The sequence below is a fragment of the Actinoplanes sp. NPDC049316 genome (assembly GCF_040677315.1).
GTDB lineage: Bacteria > Actinomycetota > Actinomycetes > Mycobacteriales > Micromonosporaceae > Actinoplanes.
This window is the reverse complement of sequence record NZ_JBFAQM010000029.1, coordinates 108,071-124,683: the sequence shown is the minus strand read 5'-3', so window position 1 is coordinate 124,683 and position 16,613 is coordinate 108,071. Positions and strand designations below refer to the sequence as shown.

Below are 16,613 nucleotides of genomic sequence, written 5' to 3'. Positions count from 1 at the left end.
CCGCACGCCCGCACGCAGCCCGCACGCCCGCACGCAGCCCGCACGCCCGCACGCAGCCCGCACGCCCGCACGCAGCCCGCACGCCCGCAAAGCCGCCGCGACCGAGGCGCGGCCGAACGCGACCCACCGCACGGCCGGGCCCGCACCAAGCCCGGCCCGGCCGCAGCGCGACCGGTCCGGGGTCACAGCGCGGTCTGGTAGGCCAGCACCCCCCGGTTGATCGCCCCCATCGCCTTGCGCGCCGTCTCCCGCACGCCCGGCGACGCCGACGACGCGTCCTTCAGCTGCGCGAGCAGGTCCAGCACCTGCCGGGCCCAGCGCACGAAGTCCCCGGCCGGCATGTCCGACTCGTAGTTGTGCCCGCTCGCCAGCACCCGGGCCAGCGGCTCGCCTCGCGCCCAGCGGTAGATCGGCCAGACGAAGCCCGCGTCGGGTTCCCGGGTGAGCGACAGCCCGTGCGCCGCCTCCTGGGACTCGATCTCCGCCCACAGCTTCTGGCAGGCGTCGACGGCCGCCGTGGTGGCGCCCTTGGGCACCGAGGCGCGCTCGTCGCCTTCGCGGCGGGACTCGTACAGGACCATGGACACGGCCGCTGCCAGCTCCTCGGGGGCGAGCCCTTCCCAGACGCCCCGGCGCAGGCATTCCGCGACGAGCAGGTCCGCCTCCGTCCAGATGCGGCCGAGCATCCGGCCCGCGTCGGTGACCTCGCCGTCCGGGGAGAGGTAGCCGCGTTCGGTCAGCACCGCGCAGACCTCGTCGAACGTGCGGGCCAGCGATCCCGTACGCCCGGCGACCTTGTCGCGCAGCGCGTCGGTGTCGCGCTGCAGCCGGTGCCGGCGTTCCGCCCAGCGGGCGTGTTCCTCGCGGTCGGGGCAGGCGTGGCACGGATGCTGACGCAGCTGCACCTTGAGCAGCGCGATCTCCGGGTCCTCGCCGGGAGCCCCGCGGTTGCGCCCGCGGCGGCCGCCGGCGCGCTCGTGCCGGTCCAGCCCGGTGGCGCTGACGGAGGCGGCGAGGTCGCGGCGGGCGGCGGGCGAGCGGGGGTTGAAGTGCTTGGGCACACGGATGCGGTCGAGAACGTCGACCGGGCCGGGGAAGTCCGCCGGGCTGACCCGGCCGGCCCAGCGGTCCTGGGTGAGCACCAGCGGGCGCGGCTCACCGAACCCGCCGGTCGGCGGCTCCAGCACCACGGCCAGCCCGGCGCGGCGGCCCTGCGGCACCCGGATGACGTCGCCGACGCGCAGCTTCTCCAGCGACGACACCGCCGCCGCCCGGCGCTGCGACGCGCCCTGGCGGGCCAGCGCCTTCTCCCGGTCGGCGATCGCGACGCGGATGCCGAAATACTCGTCGAAGTCGCCGTGGTGGCAGGTGGCGTCCTGCCCGTACGTCTGCATGGTGTCGACGTTGCGCTGCACCTGCCGCGCCAGGCCGACCACCGACCGGTCCGCCTGGAACTGCGCGAACGACGACTCGAGCAGGTCACGCGACTTCTCCGCGCCCACGGAGCCGACGAGGTTGACGGCCATGTTGTACGACGGCCGGAAGCTCGAACGCAGCGGGTACGTCCGGGTGGAGGCGAGGCCGGCGACGTGCCGCGGGTCGACCTCGGGGCTCCACAGCACGACGGCGTGGCCCTCGACGTCGATGCCGCGCCGCCCGGCCCGGCCGGTGAGCTGCGTGTACTCCCCCGGCGTGAGGTCCACATGGGCCTCGCCGTTGAACTTGACCAGGCGTTCCAGCACCACGCACCGGGCCGGCATGTTGATGCCCAGCGCGAGCGTCTCCGTGGCGAACACGGCCTTGACCAGGCCACGCACGAAGCACTCCTCCACGGCCTCCTTGAACGCGGGCAGCATGCCCGCGTGGTGGGCTGCCACGCCCCGCTCGAGGCCGTCGAGCCATTCCCAGTAGCCCAGCACCGACAGGTCCTCGGCGGGGATGCTCGCGACCTTCGCCTGGGCGATCTCGCGGATCTCCGCGCGCTCCTCGGGCCCGGTCAGGCGAAGCCCGCCGGCGAGGCACTGCTGCACGGCGGCGTCGCAGCCGGCGCGGCTGAAGATGAACAGGATCGCGGGCAGCAGCCCGGCGCGGTCGAGCCGGTCGACCACCTCGGCACGCGGCGGCCCCTGCCACCGGCGGGGCCGGCCGCCGCGGCCCTGCCACCCGGGACCCGCGGCGCGGTCGGTCAGCTCGAGCCGGCGCAGCATCTCGCGGGTGTAGCGCAGCAGCTCCGGGTGCACGTCGTGCTTGCGGGCCGCGTCGGCGTCGTGGAACAGGTCGAACATGCGCCGGCCGACGAGCATGTGCTGCCACAGCGGCACGGGCCGGTGCTCGCTGACCACCACCTCGGTCTGGCCGCGCACGGTCACCAGCCAGTCGGCGAACTCCTCGTAGTTGCTGACCGTGGCGGAGAGGGAGACCAATGTCACCGAAGCGGGAAGGTGGATGATCACCTCTTCCCAGACCGCGCCGCGGAACCGGTCGGCGAGGTAGTGCACCTCGTCCATCACCACATACGCCAGGCCCTGCAAACTCGCCGAGCCCGAGTAGAGCATGTTGCGCAGCACCTCGGTGGTCATCACCACCACGGGCGCGTCGCCGTTGATGGCGTTGTCGCCGGTCAGCAGGCCGACGTGCTCGGCGCCGTAGCGTTCCACGAGGTCGTGGTACTTCTGGTTGGACAGCGCCTTGATCGGGGTCGTGTAGAAGCACTTGCGCCGGATGCCGGACCCGTCGGCGCGCAGCGCGAGGTGCACCGCGAACTCGCCGACCACGGTCTTGCCGGCGCCGGTGGGCGCGCACACCAGCACGCCGCTGCCACGCTCCAGGGCCTCGCAGGCCTGCCGTTGGAAATCGTCCAGGTCGAAGCCGACGTCCAGCATGAAGTCGTCGAGGGCCGGGAACTCGGCCACGTGGGCCGCCCGCCTCTTCGACTCCGCATAACGTTCGGCGGGGCTCGTCATGACCACAAGGCTAATGCGTGGGTCTGACACAACGACGGTGATGGCTCGCCGGGCGGTTGCCGACGGGGCCGTCGCGGCGGCTGGGTATGGTGCTCGGCGTGACGGATGCCGCCGAATCGACCGCTTCCCCGTCGCGCCGCCAGGTCGACGCCGTGCTCTTCGACTTCCACGGCACGCTGGCCCAGGTCGAGGACCCGGTCGCCTGGGTGACGGCCGCCGCCGCGGCCTGCGGCGCCGCGCTGGACCGGGGGAAGGCGACGATCCTGGCCGACCGGCTGGTCACCGCCGGACGCGCCGGCGGCCCGGTGCCGCGCCGGGTGCCGATCCACCTCGCGGAGCACTGGGCCGACCGTGACCTGTACGAACACAGCCACCGCGCCGCCTACACGGGCCTGGCGGCCACCGTCGCCACCGACGTGGAGGGCCTGGCCGACGCCCTGTACGACCGCGGGCTCGACCCGGCGGGCTGGCTGCCGTACGCGGACACCGAACCCACCCTGCGGATCCTGCACGACGCGGGCATCAAGGTGGGCGTGGTCAGCAACATCGGCTTCGACATCCGCCCGCACTTCGCCGCGTGGGGCCTGGCGGAGCTCGTGGACGCGTACGCGCTCTCGTACGAGATCGGCCGCACCAAGCCGGACCCGGCGATCTTCCTGCGGGCCTGCGGCATGCTGGGGGTGGACCCGGAGCGCACGCTGATGGTCGGCGACACGCCGGCCGACGCGGGCGCGGTGCAGGCCGGCTGCGCGGCGCTGGTGCTGCCGGCGGCCGAGCCGGGCCGGCCCAACGGCCTGGGCGCAACCCTCGCCCTGGCCGGCTGCGCAAGCTGACCGAGAGCGCGACCCAAGCTCAAGGCGCCGCGCGAGGGCAAGGCTTCAGAGGTACGTGTCGACCAGCGTGCCCAGCGTGGCGGACGCGCTGCGGATCGGCTGCTGCTCGTCGGCCGCCGCCACGTGGTCGGCGATCGTCGCCTCGCCGGCGGCCTCCGGGGCCTTCTTCGCAGCCGTGGCGTCCGCGGAACCGAGGTACGCCTGCGAGAGCACGCTGGAGCTGAGCGACCCGACCGACATGCTGCCTCCTCGAGGATGACGCCGCCTACCCTTTCCCGTTCGGCGTGCCGCGGCAGCCGCTGACACCGTGGTCAGAGCAGCAACCGTACGGCTCCCGGCTCGCAGCCGATGTCCAGCGGCAGCGCGGCGATCCGCTCGCCGTCGGCGTACCCGACGATGCCGGGCGCGTCGATGCGCACGCGCCGGGCCCGGAAGCTGTGCACGCGCGGGTCGGTGACGTGGGTGCCGCGGCGCAGGCGCGGCTTGAGCCGGACGAGGGCGCCCCGCCCGAGCTGCCCGGCGATGACGACGTCGAGCAGGCCGTCGGCGGGGTCGGCGTCCGGGCAGATCCGCATGCCACCGCCGTAGCTGGGGCAGTTGCCGACCGCGACGAGCACCCCGGTGAAGCTGTGGTCGGCGCCGTCGATCTCCAGCGTGTAGGGCCGCGCCCGCAGCCGCGCCATCTCGAGCATGATCGCGAGGTCGTAGCGGCGCGGGCCGCGCGGCCACCGCATCCGGTTGGCGCGCTCGTTGACGACCGCGTCGAACCCGGCGGCCAGGACCGCCGCGTACCAGCGCACGTCGCCCTCCGCGGTGGTCGCCCGGGCAAGATCCACCGGGTGGTCCCGCCCGTCGCGCAGGGCGGCGGCGATCGCCTCCGCGGCCCGCAGCGGATCCGGCGGTACGCCCACAGCGGCCGCGAAGTCGTTCCCGGTGCCGGCGGGAACCACACCGAAGCCCACAGTCGTGCCCGCCACGGCCTGCAGCGCCCGGTGCAGGGTGCCGTCCCCGCCGACCGCGACCAGCGCCCCGGCGCCCTCGGCGACGGCCCGGTGACACGCCTTCTCGGCGTCCTCGGCGCTCGGCGCGGCGAGTAGCCGTACGGCCCGCCCGCCGGCGCCGAGCCGATCGATCACCCCGGGAAGCAGACCGCGGTGCCGGCCATGCCCCGCCTGGGGGTTGGCCAGCACCGCGATGTCGTCTCTGCCGCTCACAGCCGCCGAATGTACCGGCAGGCGGGTCACGTCATGTCGTCGAAGCGGCTCTCCAGCGGCAACGGTTTCGCCACGGGCGCCGGAGCGTCCACCGGGGTGGGCGCGTCGACCCGGTCGGACACGCCCACCGGGACGCGTTCCTCCTCGAGCGGCGAGATCTCGTCGTCGTCGAGGTCGGCGTAGATCTCCTTGCCGCGGCCCTTGCGCCGGTCGTTGATCGCCGCCACGCCGACCGCGATCAGGTAGAGCAGCGTCATGCACGCCGCCAGCAGCGTCATGCCGAACGGCCCCGGGTCGGGCGTGGCGATCGCCGCGAACCCGAACGACAGGAACACCACGATCCGCCACCAGCTCAGCAGCCGCTTCGCGGTCACCACGCCGGTGAAGTTGAGCATGAGCAGGATCAGGGGGAACTCGAACGCCGCCCCGAAGATCAGCAGCATGTTCGTCACGAAACCGACATACGCGCCGACCTCCAGCTGCGTCGTCACGCCCAGAATGCCGGCTTCCTGGATGAACGCCAGGCTGTGCTTGACGACGAAGTAGGCCAGCGTGACGCCGCCGACGAACAGCGGGGCCGCGATGCTGACGAAGACGTACGCCCACTTACGTTCGTGCCGGTGCAGGCCCGGGGCGATGAACGCCCACAGCTGAAACATCCAGACCGGTGAGCCGACGATCAGGCCGACCCACAGCGCGATCTTCAGCTTGACGATGAGCGGGTCGACGACGCCGAGCACGACGAAGTTGCAGACCCGCTCGCCCTTGGAGTTGACGATCCAGGAGCTGTCCAGCGAGCAGTACGGCTCGCGCAGGATGTCGAAGACCCAGCCGGAGATGATGAAGCCGACGATGAGGCCGGCGATGATGCCGAGCGACGCCCAGAAGAGGCGGTTACGCAACTCCCGGACGTGCTCGATCAGCGTCATCGAGCCGTCGGCGGCCTGCTGGAACTTGGTCGGCCCCTGACGGCGCAGGGAGATGGCCATGGTGCGTCAGCGGTCGTTGGTGCGCTGCACGGGGTCGACGTACGGCTGGGCCGGCGGCTGCTGCGGCTGCTGGTACGGCTGACCGGGCTGCTGCTGGTAACCCTGCTGGTAGCCCTGCTGCGGGTAGCCCTGCTGAGCGGCGTTCGGCGGCAGCGGCTGGTGCGAGAACTGCGGCTCCGCCTTCTCGGCGACGTTGTTGTCGTCGTCCACGAGGCCCTTCGTCTCGGCCTTGATGATCCGCAACGACCGGCCCAGGGACCGTGCGGCGTCCGGCAGGCGCTTCGCGCCGAACAACAGCACGAGCACGACAACGAAGATGGCGATGTGCCATGGCTTGAGGGCGCCCATGGGAAACTCCAGTCGGTTGGATCAGGGTGCTTCAGGAGGGTGCGGGGTCCATCGTACGTGTGGTTGCGGCGAGTGACCCCTGCCGGACCTGTTTGTTTGGGCGCCTGTCCGAGGAATTTTCGGACAACGCGCCGGGAACGCCGCACGCTACCACGGCAGGGCGGCCCTCTGTGAAGAGTGTTTACCGTACGGCTTGCCGCGGCCGGCCTTGATGATGGCGACCTGCTCCTGGGCGATGGTGGCCCGCTCCTGCAGCTCGGCCACCGACCGCTCCAGCCTCGCCGCACCGGCCTGCAGCTTCTCAGCCTGCTCGCGGCGCAGCAGCAGCCGCCGCATCGCCCGGTCGAGCGCCGACAGCCGGCCCGCCACGGTCATCATCGCCGCCGCGAGGACGACGAGCCCGAGCACGACGACGCCGATCACGATCCACAACACCATGGCGGACACTCTAGGCGTTACCGGTCGCGGGTGCCGCGTACTGGTCCAGCGCCAGCGTGGCCTGCTCGCGGATGCGCTCGACCAGCGCGGCCGGCCCCACAACGGTGACGTCGGAGCCGAGGCCGAGCAGGAGCCGCTGCGCCCAGCCCAGGTCGGTGACCCGCATCGTCACGACCCACTCGTCGCCGTCACGGCGCACTTCTTCGCACGGGTAGTACTCGGTGATCCAGCGGCTGCCCCGCCCCACGCGCACGGTGACCAGCGGCAGGTCCTGGCCCGGGTGGAACACGCCGTCGGTCACGTCGTGCGGCACCGCGCGGGCCGGCGGGACGGCCGGCTCGTCCAGTTCGGTGAAGGCGTCGATGCGGTCGAGGCGGAACAGCCGGGTGGCCTCCGCGCGCCGGCACCACGCCTCCAGGTACGCCCGGTTGCCGACCATCAGCACCCGCATGGGGTCGACGATCCGCTCGGTGGTCTCGTCGCGCGCGGGCGTGTAGTAGGTGATGCGCATGGCGCGGCGGCGCTCCACGATGCCGCGGATGGCGTCCACGCGCTGCGTATTGGCGGGCAGCCGGACGGCCACCGGCGCGTCGGCGAGGTCACCGGCGGCGTTCTCGATCTTGGCCAGCGCCCGCTCGATGGCGTCGCGGGACCCGATGCCGGGCGTCTCGGCGAGCATTCGCAGCGCCACGACCAGTGCGAGCGCCTCGTCCGGGTTGAGCCGCAGCGGCCGGTCGATGCCCGCGTCGTAGGTGATCGTCACCCGGTCGCCGTCGAGCGCCATGTCGATCAGGTCGCCGGGCCCGTACCCGGGCAGCCCGCACACCCACAGCAGCTCCAGGTCCTCGCGCAGCTGGCGCTCGCTGATCCGGAAGTCGGCGGCGGCCTCGGCCACCGCGATGCCCGGCCGGGCCAGCAGGTACGGCACGAGGTTGAGCAGCCGCCCCAGCCGGTCCGCGGACGCCCGGCCGGCGGGGGTGCGCTGCTGCGGGGTCACGGCACCGCTCCGGCGGCGGCCGGCTCGTGCCGGGCGACGACCTCCTTGAGCTGCTGGATCACGGCCTCCCGCAGCTCCGGCGGGGCGTCGGCGCGCACGTCGGCGCCGTAGCCGACCAGCCGCGAGGCCAGCCACTCGACGTCGGAGTACGGGATGGTCAGCCGGTCGCCGTCGGGCCCGGGCACCGTCTCCACGGCCAGCCGGCGCAGCCCCGCGGCGCGCCCGGGACGCACCATGACACCGGCACGGCCGGTGCGCTCGGTCGGGCCCGACCAGCGGGCCACGTGGCTGATCAGGTCGACGTCGGCCGGTGGTGTGAACGCGCCCTCGGGACCGACCGCGCGGACCGAGCCGACGATGCGCGACAGCCGGAAACAGCGGGTCGCGTCGCGGTCGCGGTCGTGGCCGACGACGTACCAGCGGCCCTGCCAGCACACCACGCCCCAGGGTTGCAGCCGCCGGGTGGAGGGCTCGTCCACCTCCGGTACGCGGTACGAGAACGTCACGGCGCGCCGGGCCCGCGCCGCAGCGGTCAGCGGGCCGAACGCCGGGTCGACGGTCACCACCGGCTCGACCCCCAACGTCGCCTGCGGGTCCACCTCGACGCCGGCGGCGCGCAGCTTGGCCAGCCCGGACGACGCGGCGGCCGCGAGACCGGCGTGCTGCCACAGCCGCGCGGCGATACCCACGGCGGCGGCCTCGTCGGGCTCGAGCGGGATGTCGGGCAGCGCGTACTCGCGGTGGGCGATCCGGTAGCCGTGCTCGGTGTCGAAGGCGCTCGCCAGGCCCGTCTCGAGCGGCACGCCCAGCTCACGCAGCTCGGCCTTGTCGCGTTCGAACTTGCGCTGGAACGCCTCGTGGTCGCGCGGATCCTCCGGGTCGTGCTCGTACCCGGGCACGGTCGCGGCGATCTGCGCGGCGGTCAGGAACCGTCGCGTGGACAGCAGACAGATCACCAGGTTCACCAGGCGCTCGGTACGGGTCCGCGACACGACCGAAACGCTAGCAGCCCAGCGCGGATGTGGCGGCATCCGCGGGCCGCGGACGGTTATCTGTATCCGACAAGGGGAAAACTGCTCGGGTGACCGACTCTCCCCGCACCGACGTCCCCCGCGACGACCTCCCCGACGCCCCCGTCGGGCTCGCCGCCGCGGGCCCGCTGCCCGCCCCCGCGGAGCCCGGCTCCGACGGCGAGGGCGAGAACGAGAGCGTCGGCACGGTCATCGTCGCCGGGCTGGCCAACCTGGTCATCGCCGCCGCCAAGTTCGTCGCCGGCCTCATCTCCGGCTCCGCCGCGATGCTGTCGGAGTCCGCCCACTCGCTGGCCGACACGGTCACCGAGGTCTTCCTGTTCGTCGCGCTGCGCCGCGGCGGCAAGCCCGCCGACGAGGAACACCCCTTCGGGTACGGCAAGGAGAGCTTCGTCTGGGCCTTCATCGCCGCGCTGTTCACCTTCATCGGCGGCGCCGGGTTCTCCATCTACCACGGCGTCACGACGATCATCAGCGGCGAGCACAGCGGCCACTACCTGATCTCGTACATCGTCCTGGCGGTCTCGTTCGTCGCCGAGGGCACCTCCTGGCTGAAGGCGCAGCGGCAGGTGAAGGGGGAATCGCAGCGCTGGGGCATCAGCAAGCGCCGCTACCTGCGCCTCACCTCCGACACCACCGTCAAGGCCGTCTACTTCGAGGACTCCGCCGCGCTGATCGGCCTGCTGCTCGCCGCCGGCGGCATCGGGCTGGCGCAGCTGACCGGCTCCGAGACGTGGGACGGCGTCGCCTCCATCCTCATCGGCCTGCTGCTGCTCGTGGTCGCCACGGTGCTCGCGCGCGCCAACGTGTCGCTGCTGGTCGGCCGCGCGGTGCCGCGCCGGATGCACAACCAGATCGCCGACGACCTGGCCTCGCTCGACGTCGTGACCGCCGTGCCGACCCTGCTGACCATGCAGCTCGGGCCCGGCGAGATCCTCGTCGCGGCGAAGGTCGACTTCGAGGACCACATCACCGGCGGCCAGATCGAGGAGGCCTCCGACGAGGCCGAACGGCGGCTGCGGGCCCGCTACCCGGGCATCCGGTACGTCTTCCTCGACCCGACGCGCGGGCGTGCGGGCCTCAACCACCGCGACGGCGGGGTGGACATATAGGGTCGCCGCCATGGTGCGCTGGCGGTCAGGAACGGTTTCTTCGGTACGGCGACAGTGGCGCGGAGCCGTCGAGCTCGAGGTCGCCACCGACGACGGCCCGCTGAAGGCGCTCGCGTACCCGGATCTGACCGGAGCCCCGGAACCCGGCGACCGCGTCCTGCTCAACGTGGGCGCGCTGGTCATGGGCCTGGGCACGGGCGGGTACGCGCTGGTCGTGGCCCTGCCCGACCGGCTGCCCCCGGACCCCGCCGACGACGGCACCACCCGCGACGCCGGCCACCTGGTCAAGGCCCGTTACACGCCGCTGCAGACCATCCGGCTCGGCGTCGACGAGGAGGCCTCCCCGCACCGCGCGGTGATGGCCTCGGCCGAGACCCTCGACGACATGCCCGTGGTCACCGCGGACCTGCACTCCGCGCTGCCCGCGATCCTCGCCGGCATCCACGCCGACCGGCCCGACGCACGCGTCGCGTACGTGATGACCGACGGCGGCGCACTCCCCGCCTGGTTCTCCCGCACCCTCGACGGCCTCCGCGACCACCTCGCCGGCACGGTCACCACCGGCCAGGCGTTCGGCGGCGACCTGGAGGCGAGCACCGTCCACACCGGGCTGCTCGCGGCCCGGCACGTCCTCGACGCCGACGTGACGATCGTCGCGCAGGGCCCCGGCAACCTCGGCACGGGCACGACCTGGGGCTTCTCCGGCGTGGCCCTCGGCGAGGCGGTCAACGCCGTCGTCGCGCTCGGCGGCCGCCCCGTGGGCTCGCTGCGCATCTCCGACGGCGACGCCCGGCCCCGCCACCGCGGCCTGTCCCACCACAGCCTCACCGCGTACGGGAAAGTGGCGCTCGTGCCCGCCGACCTGCCGGTCCCCGACGACCTGGCGGCCGACCTGGCGAAGGAGGTCACCGACGCGCTCGCGCCGCTGACGACGCTGCACCGGATCGTGGAGGTCGCGACGCACGGCCTCGACGCGGCGCTGCTGGACAGCCCGGTGAAGCTGTCGACCATGGGCCGCGGCCTGGCCGAGGACCACGCCTACTTCGTCACGGCGGCCGTGGCCGGCCGGCACGCGGCGTCCCTGCTGGCACCCTGACCGTGGCCCGCCCTCCCCCGCGCCCGCCGGTCTTCGGCGAGTGGCGCGGTGGCGCGCCTTCGGCCCGCGGCGCGGTGGCGCGGTGGCGCGGTGGCGCGGTGGCGCGGTGGCGCGGTGGCGCGGTGGCGCGCCTTCGGCCCGCGGCGCGGTCGCGGCGCTGCTTCCCGCGCCCGGCGGCCCGGCCCCGCGGTCAGGACGAGAAGATCAGCCAGGCCCAGGCCAGCAGCATCGCGGCGACACCCACCGCCATCACCCACGTAGGGACCAGGTGGTCGCCCTTGCGGTTGCGGGCGAGCTCGCTGCGGAGCCGCTCACGGCGGCGCTCGGCGCGCGCCCGCAGGATGTCGTCGAGGCTGCGCGCGTTCTTCTCCGGGAGCGGCTGCTGGCCGGGCTCGTGCGTCGTCATGGCCCGACCAGCCTAACCCCTCGTCACATGCTGGCGATGAGCCGCTCGACCCGTTCGTCGTACGCCCGGAACGGGTCCTTGCACAGCACCGTGCGCTGCGCCTGGTCGTTGAGCTTGAGGTGCACCCAGTCGACGGTGAAGTCGCGCCGCTTCTCCTGGGCGTGCCGGATGAACTCGCCGCGCAGCCGGGCCCGGGTGGTCTGCGGCGGCGTCTCCTTCGCCTCGAAGATCTCGAGGTCGTTGGAGATGCGGTCGACCTGCTTGCGCTTCTCCATCAGCGCGTACAGGCCGCGGCCGCGGCGCACGTCGTGGTACGCCAGGTCCAGCTGGGCGATCCGCGGGTGCGACATCGGGATCTCGTGCTTGGCCTGGTACCGCTCGATCAGCTTGTACTTCGACACCCAGTCGATCTCGCGCGACACCGGGTCGAGGTCGCCGCTCTCGATCGCCGACAGCACCCGCCCCCACAGCTCGACGACCCGCTTGGCGGTCTGGTCACCGCCGCGCCGCTCGACGAACTCGGTGGCCTTGGCGAGATACTCCTGCTGGATCTCGAGGGCGCTGACCTCCTTGTTGTTCGCCAGCCGGATCTTGCGGCGGCCGGTGACGTCGTGGCTGACCTCCCGGATCGCCCGGATCGGGTTCTCCAGCGACAGGTCGCGCATCACCACGCCGGCCTCGATCATCCGCAGCACGATGTCGGCGCTGCCGACCTTGAGCAGCGTGGTGACCTCGTTCATGTTCGAGTCGCCGACGATGACGTGCAGCCGCCGGTAGCGCTCCGCGTCGGCGTGCGGCTCGTCGCGGGTGTTGATGATGGGCCGGCTGCGGGTGGTGGCGCTGGAGACGCCTTCCCAGATGTGCTCGGCGCGCTGCGAGAGGCAGAACACCGCACCCCGCGGCGTCTGCAGGACCTTGCCCGCGCCGCAGATCAGCTGCCGGGTGACCAGGAACGGGATGAGGACGTCGGCGAGGCGGCCGAACTCGCCGTGACGGGACACGAGATAGTTCTCGTGGCACCCGTACGAGTTCCCGGCCGAGTCGGTGTTGTTCTTGAACAGGTAGATCTCCCCGGCGATCCCCTCGTCGTGCAGCCGCTTCTCGGCGTCGACCAGCAGGCCTTCCAGGATGCGCTCACCGGCGCGATCGTGGGCGACGAGATCGGTGACGCTGTCGCACTCGGGGGTCGCGTACTCGGGGTGGGAACCGACGTCGAGGTAGAGGCGGGCGCCGTTGCGGAGAAAGACGTTGCTGCTGCGTCCCCAGGACACCACTCGGCGGAACAGGTAGCGGGCCACCTCGTCCGGAGACAGCCGCCGCTGCCCCCGGTAGGTGCACGTGACTCCGTACTCGGTTTCGAGGCCGAAAATTCGCCGTTCCATGACGAAACACTAGCCGCAGAACGGCATTGAACGGCAGTGACAACGCGCCCTTTCACCGCAGCACTGCGTGGTCTTCCCAGGCCACAGGCCCCCGACCTGCGGATACACTGCCGACTTGATGAATCTTCTGATCACCGGCGGCGCCGGCTTCATCGGGTCCAGCTTCACCCGCGGCGTGCTCCGCGACGAACTGCCGGGCTTGGAGGGCGCGCGGGTCACGGTCCTCGACAAGCTCACGTACGCCGGGAACTTCGCCAACCTCGGTCCCGTCGCGGAGAGCAAACGCCTCGACTTCGTCCCCGGCGACATCTGCGACGCGGCCCTCGTCGACTCGGTGCTGAGAAAACACGACCACGTCGTCCACTTCGCGGCGGAATCGCACGTCGACCGCTCGATCCAGGAGGCGGCGGAGTTCGCCACGACCAACGTGGTCGGCACCCAGGTCCTGCTCGACGCGGCACTGCGGCACGGCGTGCAGAAGTTCCTGCACGTCTCCACGGACGAGGTCTACGGCTCGATCGAGTCGGGCTCCTGGACGGAAACGGCGCCGCTGGCCCCCAACTCCCCGTACGCGGCGACCAAGGCCGGCTCGGACCTCGTGGCGCTCGCCTACCACCGGACGCACGGTCTCCCGGTGACGGTGACACGGTGCGCCAACAACTACGGCCCGTACCAGCACCCGGAGAAACTGATCCCCCGCTTCGTGACGAACCTGCTGGAAGGCCGCCCGGTCCCCCTCTACGGCGACGGCGGCCAGGTCCGCGACTGGATCCACGTCGCCGACCACTGCCGCGGCACGGCCCTGGTCCTGCAGCAGGGGCGACCCGGCGAGATCTACCACATCGGCGGCAACGAGGAACTGACCAACCGAGACCTGACAGAGCTGCTCCTGGAGGCCTGCGGCGCCGGCTGGGACCAGGTCCACCACGTCGAGGACCGCAAGGGCCACGACCGCCGGTACGCCCTCGACGACACCCGCATCCGCGAGGAACTCGGCTACCGCCCGCAGGTCGACTTCCGCGAGGGGCTGGCCGAGACGGTCCAGTGGTACCGCGACAACCCGGACTGGTGGCGGCCCCTGGTCATCGACTGACCACCCCGCTCCCCGTGGCCGGCGGCGTGGTGGCCCAGCACTCGGGCCTTCTGACCACCGAGCGCACGCGCCAGCGAGACCGGCCCGCCGGCAACCCGGTCCTTCCCGGCCACCGAGCGCACCCGGGCAACCAGGCAACCCGCCGGACACGCGGCCCGCCAGTCGGCCAGGCCCACCGGACAACCGGCCCGGCCGCACCAGCGCCCCCGGCCCTTCCGGCCGCCGAGCGCACCCGGCCCGCCAGCCGACCAGACCCACCGGCCCGCCGAACACCCGGCCCGCCAGACACCTGGCCCGCCAGACACCCGGCCCACCAGCCGGACAGACCCACCGGACAGCCGGCCGGCTCGCGGGTGCGTCACTCGCCGGCGACGCACCCGGAGCGTCGCCCGTCAGGACTTGTCGTCGCCCTCTTCCGGCACGCCTTCCGTGTCCACCGACGCGGCCGACACGGTCGGCTTCTCCTCGGCCGGGGCGGGCGGCGCGGAGTCGCCCTGGGCGGTGGCCGATTCGTCCGCCGGCTGGTCCTTGCCGCCGGCCAGCAGGGACTCCAGCGCAGCGCCGCTGATGCGGCGGAACGTGCGGCCCTTGCGGCGCCGGTCCAGAACCGCGACCTCGAGACGGGAAGCGTCCAGCTCACGCTCGGCGCCGTTCTCGCCGCCGACCGAGCCGAGGCCCTTGACCGCCAGCGCGAGCGCGGTGGGCAGGTCCGCGGTGACGTCGTGACGTTCCTTGAGGACGGTGGAGATGGCCTCGGCCGAGCCGCCCATCGCCATGAAACCGGGCTCGTCCATCACCGAGCCGTCGTACGTGATCCGGTACAGCTCGTCCGTCTCGGGCGACGAGCCGACCTGCGCCACGCAGATCTCCACCTCGTACGGCTTCTGCGTCTCGGAGAAGATCGCGCCGAGCGTCTGCGTGTACGCGTTCGCCAGCGCGCGGCCCGTCACGTCCCGGCGGTCGAACTGCAGGCCGTTGATGTCCGCCATGCGCACGCCGGCGCGACGCAGGCTCTCGAACTCGTTGTAACGGCCGACGGCCGCGAAACCGATCCTGTCGTACAACTCGCTGATCTTGCGCAGCGAGGTGAGGTTCTCGGCGACCAGCAGGATGCCGCCCTCGTACGTGAGCACGACGGCGGAGCGGCCGCGGGCGATGCCCTTGCGGGCGTACTCCGAGCGGTCCCGCTGGACCTGCTCGGGTGAGGCGTAGAACTGCATGGCCACGGGTGGCTACTCCTTCGATGACCGGATGTCGTGGACCGGGGGTCGGCCGCCCCGGCGGGCGTGCCGACGACGGGAGGGTGCGGCGGAACCGCGCGGCTCAGCCGCCCGGGTTCTCCATCCGTCCGGCGACCACTGCCTCGGCCACCGCGGTGATCTCGGCGTCGGTGAGCCGGTGCGTGCCCTCCGCCGTCGCCGTCATCACCACCGGGTAGATCTTGCGGGTCACGTCGGGGCCGCCGGTCGCCGTGTCGTCGTCCGCGGCGTCGTACAGCGCCTCGACGGCGAGCCGGATGGCGTCCTGCGTGCCGACACCGGCGCGGTACTTCTTCTTCAGAGCGGACTTGGCGAACAGCGAGCCCGAGCCGATCGCGTCGAAGCCGGTCTCCTCGTAGAGCCCGCCCGCGACGTCGAAGCTGAAGATGCGCCCGGCGCGAGCCGGGTCGGCCGGCGCCAGGTCGTACCCGGCGAACAGCGGCACCACGGCCAGGCCCTGCATGGCCGCGCCGAGGTTGCCGCGCACCATCGAGGCCAGCCGGTTGGCCTTACCGTCGAGGGACAGCATCGTCCCCTCGATCTTCTCGTAGTGCTCCAGCTCCACCTGGAACAGCCGCATCAGCTCGATGCCGATACCCGCGGTGCCGGCGATGCCGATCAGCGAATACGCATCCGCCGGGTGCACCTTCTCGATGTCCCGGCTGGCGATGAGGTTGCCCATGGTGGCACGCCGGTCCCCGGCCATCACGACACCCTCGGCGGTGGCGATGGCGACGATCGTGGTGGCGTGCGGCGCGATGTCGGCCGACAGCCCCGGCGGCAGCGGCCGGCGTCCCGGCAGCAACTCGGGGGCGGCCTGGGTCAGGAACTGCGTGAAGGATGACGTCCCCGCGTTGGTGAACACATCTGGAAGACGCCCGGATGGATCAAAGCCCGCTGCCACGTGGTTCCTTTCAGATATGCGATCGCGTCGGCCAGGAGCACCGGGTCGTCCCGGAACTGCCCCAGACCGCCGTTGCAGTTGAAGCACAATATCCCGCGCACCTCGCCGGTGCGATGATCGTGGTCGAGGTGTTGAGGATCGTCTCCGCCACAGATCGCACAGACACCCCCCCTGCGCGGCCAGCAGCCCGTCGAACTCAAGCTGCCCGATCCCATACCGCCGCAGGTGATACTCCCGCGAGCCGCCGTAGAGGCGGGTTCTCGACTCCTTGCCACGCGTGTTGTGGCATGGCTTGCAGTAGCTCGCGTAGCCGGTGCTGTCGGCACGGTTGCGGGGGAAGTCGCCCAAGGGCTTGACGAGGCCGCAATCGGGGCACGCCCGGTAGCCTTCTGCCACGGCACGGACCGGGCGCACATCTCGACCGTGCCGTGCCCGCATGCTCTTGGCATAACTGACGCGGGACCTAACGTTGAAGCAGTCCTTGCAGTAGCTTCCGCGCCCGCTCGGACGCTTGCTATTCGCGCAGAACTGCTCCAACGGCTTCCACT

At 72.4% G+C, this 16,613-nt stretch carries 17 protein-coding genes; 4 read left to right on the top strand and 13 right to left on the bottom strand.

The features are described 5' to 3' along the window. Positions 1 to 182: 182 nt before the first annotated feature. The gene (locus AB0K03_RS32915; RefSeq protein ID WP_364693097.1) at positions 183 to 2,963 is read right to left on the bottom strand and encodes a DEAD/DEAH box helicase; all 2,781 of its coding nucleotides are present in this window, start codon (positions 2,961 to 2,963) and stop codon (positions 183 to 185) included. 86 nt (positions 2,964 to 3,049) lie between these two features. Here AB0K03_RS32915 and AB0K03_RS32910 point away from each other — a divergent pair, with 86 nt between their 5' ends. Continuing rightward, on the top strand, positions 3,050 to 3,796 hold the full coding sequence (locus AB0K03_RS32910; protein WP_364693094.1) for an HAD-IA family hydrolase: 747 nt from the start codon (positions 3,050 to 3,052) through the stop codon (positions 3,794 to 3,796). A gap of 45 nt (positions 3,797 to 3,841) precedes the next feature. On the opposite strand, the gene AB0K03_RS32905 is transcribed toward AB0K03_RS32910, so the two are convergent. The 7 genes from AB0K03_RS32905 to AB0K03_RS32875 all read right to left on the bottom strand — a co-directional run bounded on the left by AB0K03_RS32905 (position 3,842) and on the right by AB0K03_RS32875 (position 8,774). Next, positions 3,842 to 4,036 (bottom strand): hypothetical protein, encoded by a 195-nt coding sequence (locus AB0K03_RS32905; protein WP_364693091.1) that lies wholly within the window; start codon positions 4,034 to 4,036, stop codon positions 3,842 to 3,844. A 71-nt stretch (positions 4,037 to 4,107) separates the two neighbouring features. Beyond that, positions 4,108 to 5,010 carry a diacylglycerol kinase family protein gene (locus AB0K03_RS32900; RefSeq protein WP_364693088.1) on the bottom strand — a complete coding sequence of 301 codons (903 nt, stop codon included), beginning with the start codon at positions 5,008 to 5,010 and terminating at the stop codon, positions 4,108 to 4,110. Between the two features lie 26 nt (positions 5,011 to 5,036). After that, the gene (tatC, locus tag AB0K03_RS32895) at positions 5,037 to 5,999 is read right to left on the bottom strand and encodes a twin-arginine translocase subunit TatC (protein WP_364693085.1); all 963 of its coding nucleotides are present in this window, start codon (positions 5,997 to 5,999) and stop codon (positions 5,037 to 5,039) included. Positions 6,000 to 6,005: 6 nt separating this feature from the next. Continuing rightward, a complete protein-coding gene (tatA, locus tag AB0K03_RS32890; protein WP_364693082.1) occupies positions 6,006 to 6,347 on the bottom strand; it encodes a Sec-independent protein translocase subunit TatA in 342 nt (113 codons plus the stop codon). 147 nt (positions 6,348 to 6,494) lie between these two features. Further along, positions 6,495 to 6,785 carry a hypothetical protein gene (locus tag AB0K03_RS32885; protein WP_364693080.1) on the bottom strand — a complete coding sequence of 97 codons (291 nt, stop codon included), beginning with the start codon at positions 6,783 to 6,785 and terminating at the stop codon, positions 6,495 to 6,497. Positions 6,786 to 6,795: 10 nt separating this feature from the next. Further along, a complete protein-coding gene (locus tag AB0K03_RS32880) occupies positions 6,796 to 7,782 on the bottom strand; it encodes a YafY family protein (RefSeq protein ID WP_364693077.1) in 987 nt (328 codons plus the stop codon). Further along, complete coding sequence (locus AB0K03_RS32875) at positions 7,779 to 8,774, bottom strand: WYL domain-containing protein (protein WP_364693074.1); 996 nt, start codon at positions 8,772 to 8,774, stop codon at positions 7,779 to 7,781. The genes AB0K03_RS32880 and AB0K03_RS32875 overlap by 4 nt, the downstream gene beginning before the upstream one ends. 167 nt (positions 8,775 to 8,941) lie before the next feature. On the opposite strand from AB0K03_RS32875, the gene AB0K03_RS32870 reads away from it, so the two are divergent. After that, the gene (locus AB0K03_RS32870; protein WP_364693121.1) at positions 8,942 to 9,925 is read left to right on the top strand and encodes a cation diffusion facilitator family transporter; all 984 of its coding nucleotides are present in this window, start codon (positions 8,942 to 8,944) and stop codon (positions 9,923 to 9,925) included. Between the two features lie 10 nt (positions 9,926 to 9,935). Further along, positions 9,936 to 11,021, top strand: a complete 1,086-nt coding sequence (locus AB0K03_RS32865) for a DUF3866 family protein (RefSeq protein WP_364693071.1) — start codon at positions 9,936 to 9,938, stop codon at positions 11,019 to 11,021. Between the two features lie 190 nt (positions 11,022 to 11,211). Here AB0K03_RS32865 and AB0K03_RS32860 read toward each other — a convergent pair whose 3' ends face one another. Then, positions 11,212 to 11,427, bottom strand: coding sequence for a hypothetical protein (locus AB0K03_RS32860; protein WP_364693068.1), 216 nt, complete (start codon positions 11,425 to 11,427; stop codon positions 11,212 to 11,214). A gap of 23 nt (positions 11,428 to 11,450) precedes the next feature. Next, positions 11,451 to 12,809 carry a Pup--protein ligase gene (gene pafA / locus AB0K03_RS32855; protein WP_199512992.1) on the bottom strand — a complete coding sequence of 453 codons (1,359 nt, stop codon included), beginning with the start codon at positions 12,807 to 12,809 and terminating at the stop codon, positions 11,451 to 11,453. 118 nt (positions 12,810 to 12,927) lie between these two features. On the opposite strand from pafA, the gene rfbB reads away from it, so the two are divergent. After that, a complete protein-coding gene (rfbB, locus tag AB0K03_RS32850) occupies positions 12,928 to 13,902 on the top strand; it encodes a dTDP-glucose 4,6-dehydratase (protein ID WP_364693118.1) in 975 nt (324 codons plus the stop codon). A 392-nt stretch (positions 13,903 to 14,294) separates the two neighbouring features. Here the strand turns inward: rfbB and prcA are convergent, their stop codons facing one another. From prcA to AB0K03_RS32835, 3 genes are all read right to left on the bottom strand, one after another. After that, a complete protein-coding gene (prcA, locus tag AB0K03_RS32845; RefSeq protein WP_364693065.1) occupies positions 14,295 to 15,128 on the bottom strand; it encodes a proteasome subunit alpha in 834 nt (277 codons plus the stop codon). A gap of 97 nt (positions 15,129 to 15,225) precedes the next feature. Further along, complete coding sequence (gene prcB / locus AB0K03_RS32840) at positions 15,226 to 16,065, bottom strand: proteasome subunit beta (protein WP_364693062.1); 840 nt, start codon at positions 16,063 to 16,065, stop codon at positions 15,226 to 15,228. Then, positions 15,984 to 16,280, bottom strand: a complete 297-nt coding sequence (locus tag AB0K03_RS32835) for an endonuclease VII domain-containing protein (protein ID WP_364693059.1) — start codon at positions 16,278 to 16,280, stop codon at positions 15,984 to 15,986. The genes prcB and AB0K03_RS32835 overlap by 82 nt, the downstream gene beginning before the upstream one ends. Positions 16,281 to 16,613: the final 333 nt, after the last annotated feature.

Bases quoted from the DNA above. Each gene is read 5' to 3' on its own strand.
- AB0K03_RS32915 (WP_364693097.1), bottom strand. From the start codon at position 2,963: ATGACGAGCCCCGCCGAACGTTATGCGGAGTCGAAGAGGCGGGCGGCC.
- AB0K03_RS32910 (WP_364693094.1), top strand. From the start codon at position 3,050: ATGGTGCTCGGCGTGACGGATGCCGCCGAATCGACCGCTTCCCCGTCG.
- AB0K03_RS32905 (WP_364693091.1), bottom strand. From the start codon at position 4,036: ATGTCGGTCGGGTCGCTCAGCTCCAGCGTGCTCTCGCAGGCGTACCTC.
- tatC (WP_364693085.1), bottom strand. From the start codon at position 5,999: ATGGCCATCTCCCTGCGCCGTCAGGGGCCGACCAAGTTCCAGCAGGCC.
- tatA (WP_364693082.1), bottom strand. From the start codon at position 6,347: ATGGGCGCCCTCAAGCCATGGCACATCGCCATCTTCGTTGTCGTGCTC.
- AB0K03_RS32885 (WP_364693080.1), bottom strand. From the start codon at position 6,785: ATGGTGTTGTGGATCGTGATCGGCGTCGTCGTGCTCGGGCTCGTCGTC.
- AB0K03_RS32865 (WP_364693071.1), top strand. From the start codon at position 9,936: ATGGTGCGCTGGCGGTCAGGAACGGTTTCTTCGGTACGGCGACAGTGG.
- AB0K03_RS32860 (WP_364693068.1), bottom strand. From the start codon at position 11,427: ATGACGACGCACGAGCCCGGCCAGCAGCCGCTCCCGGAGAAGAACGCG.
- pafA (WP_199512992.1), bottom strand. From the start codon at position 12,809: ATGGAACGGCGAATTTTCGGCCTCGAAACCGAGTACGGAGTCACGTGC.
- rfbB (WP_364693118.1), top strand. From the start codon at position 12,928: ATGAATCTTCTGATCACCGGCGGCGCCGGCTTCATCGGGTCCAGCTTC.
- AB0K03_RS32835 (WP_364693059.1), bottom strand. From the start codon at position 16,280: ATGGGATCGGGCAGCTTGAGTTCGACGGGCTGCTGGCCGCGCAGGGGG.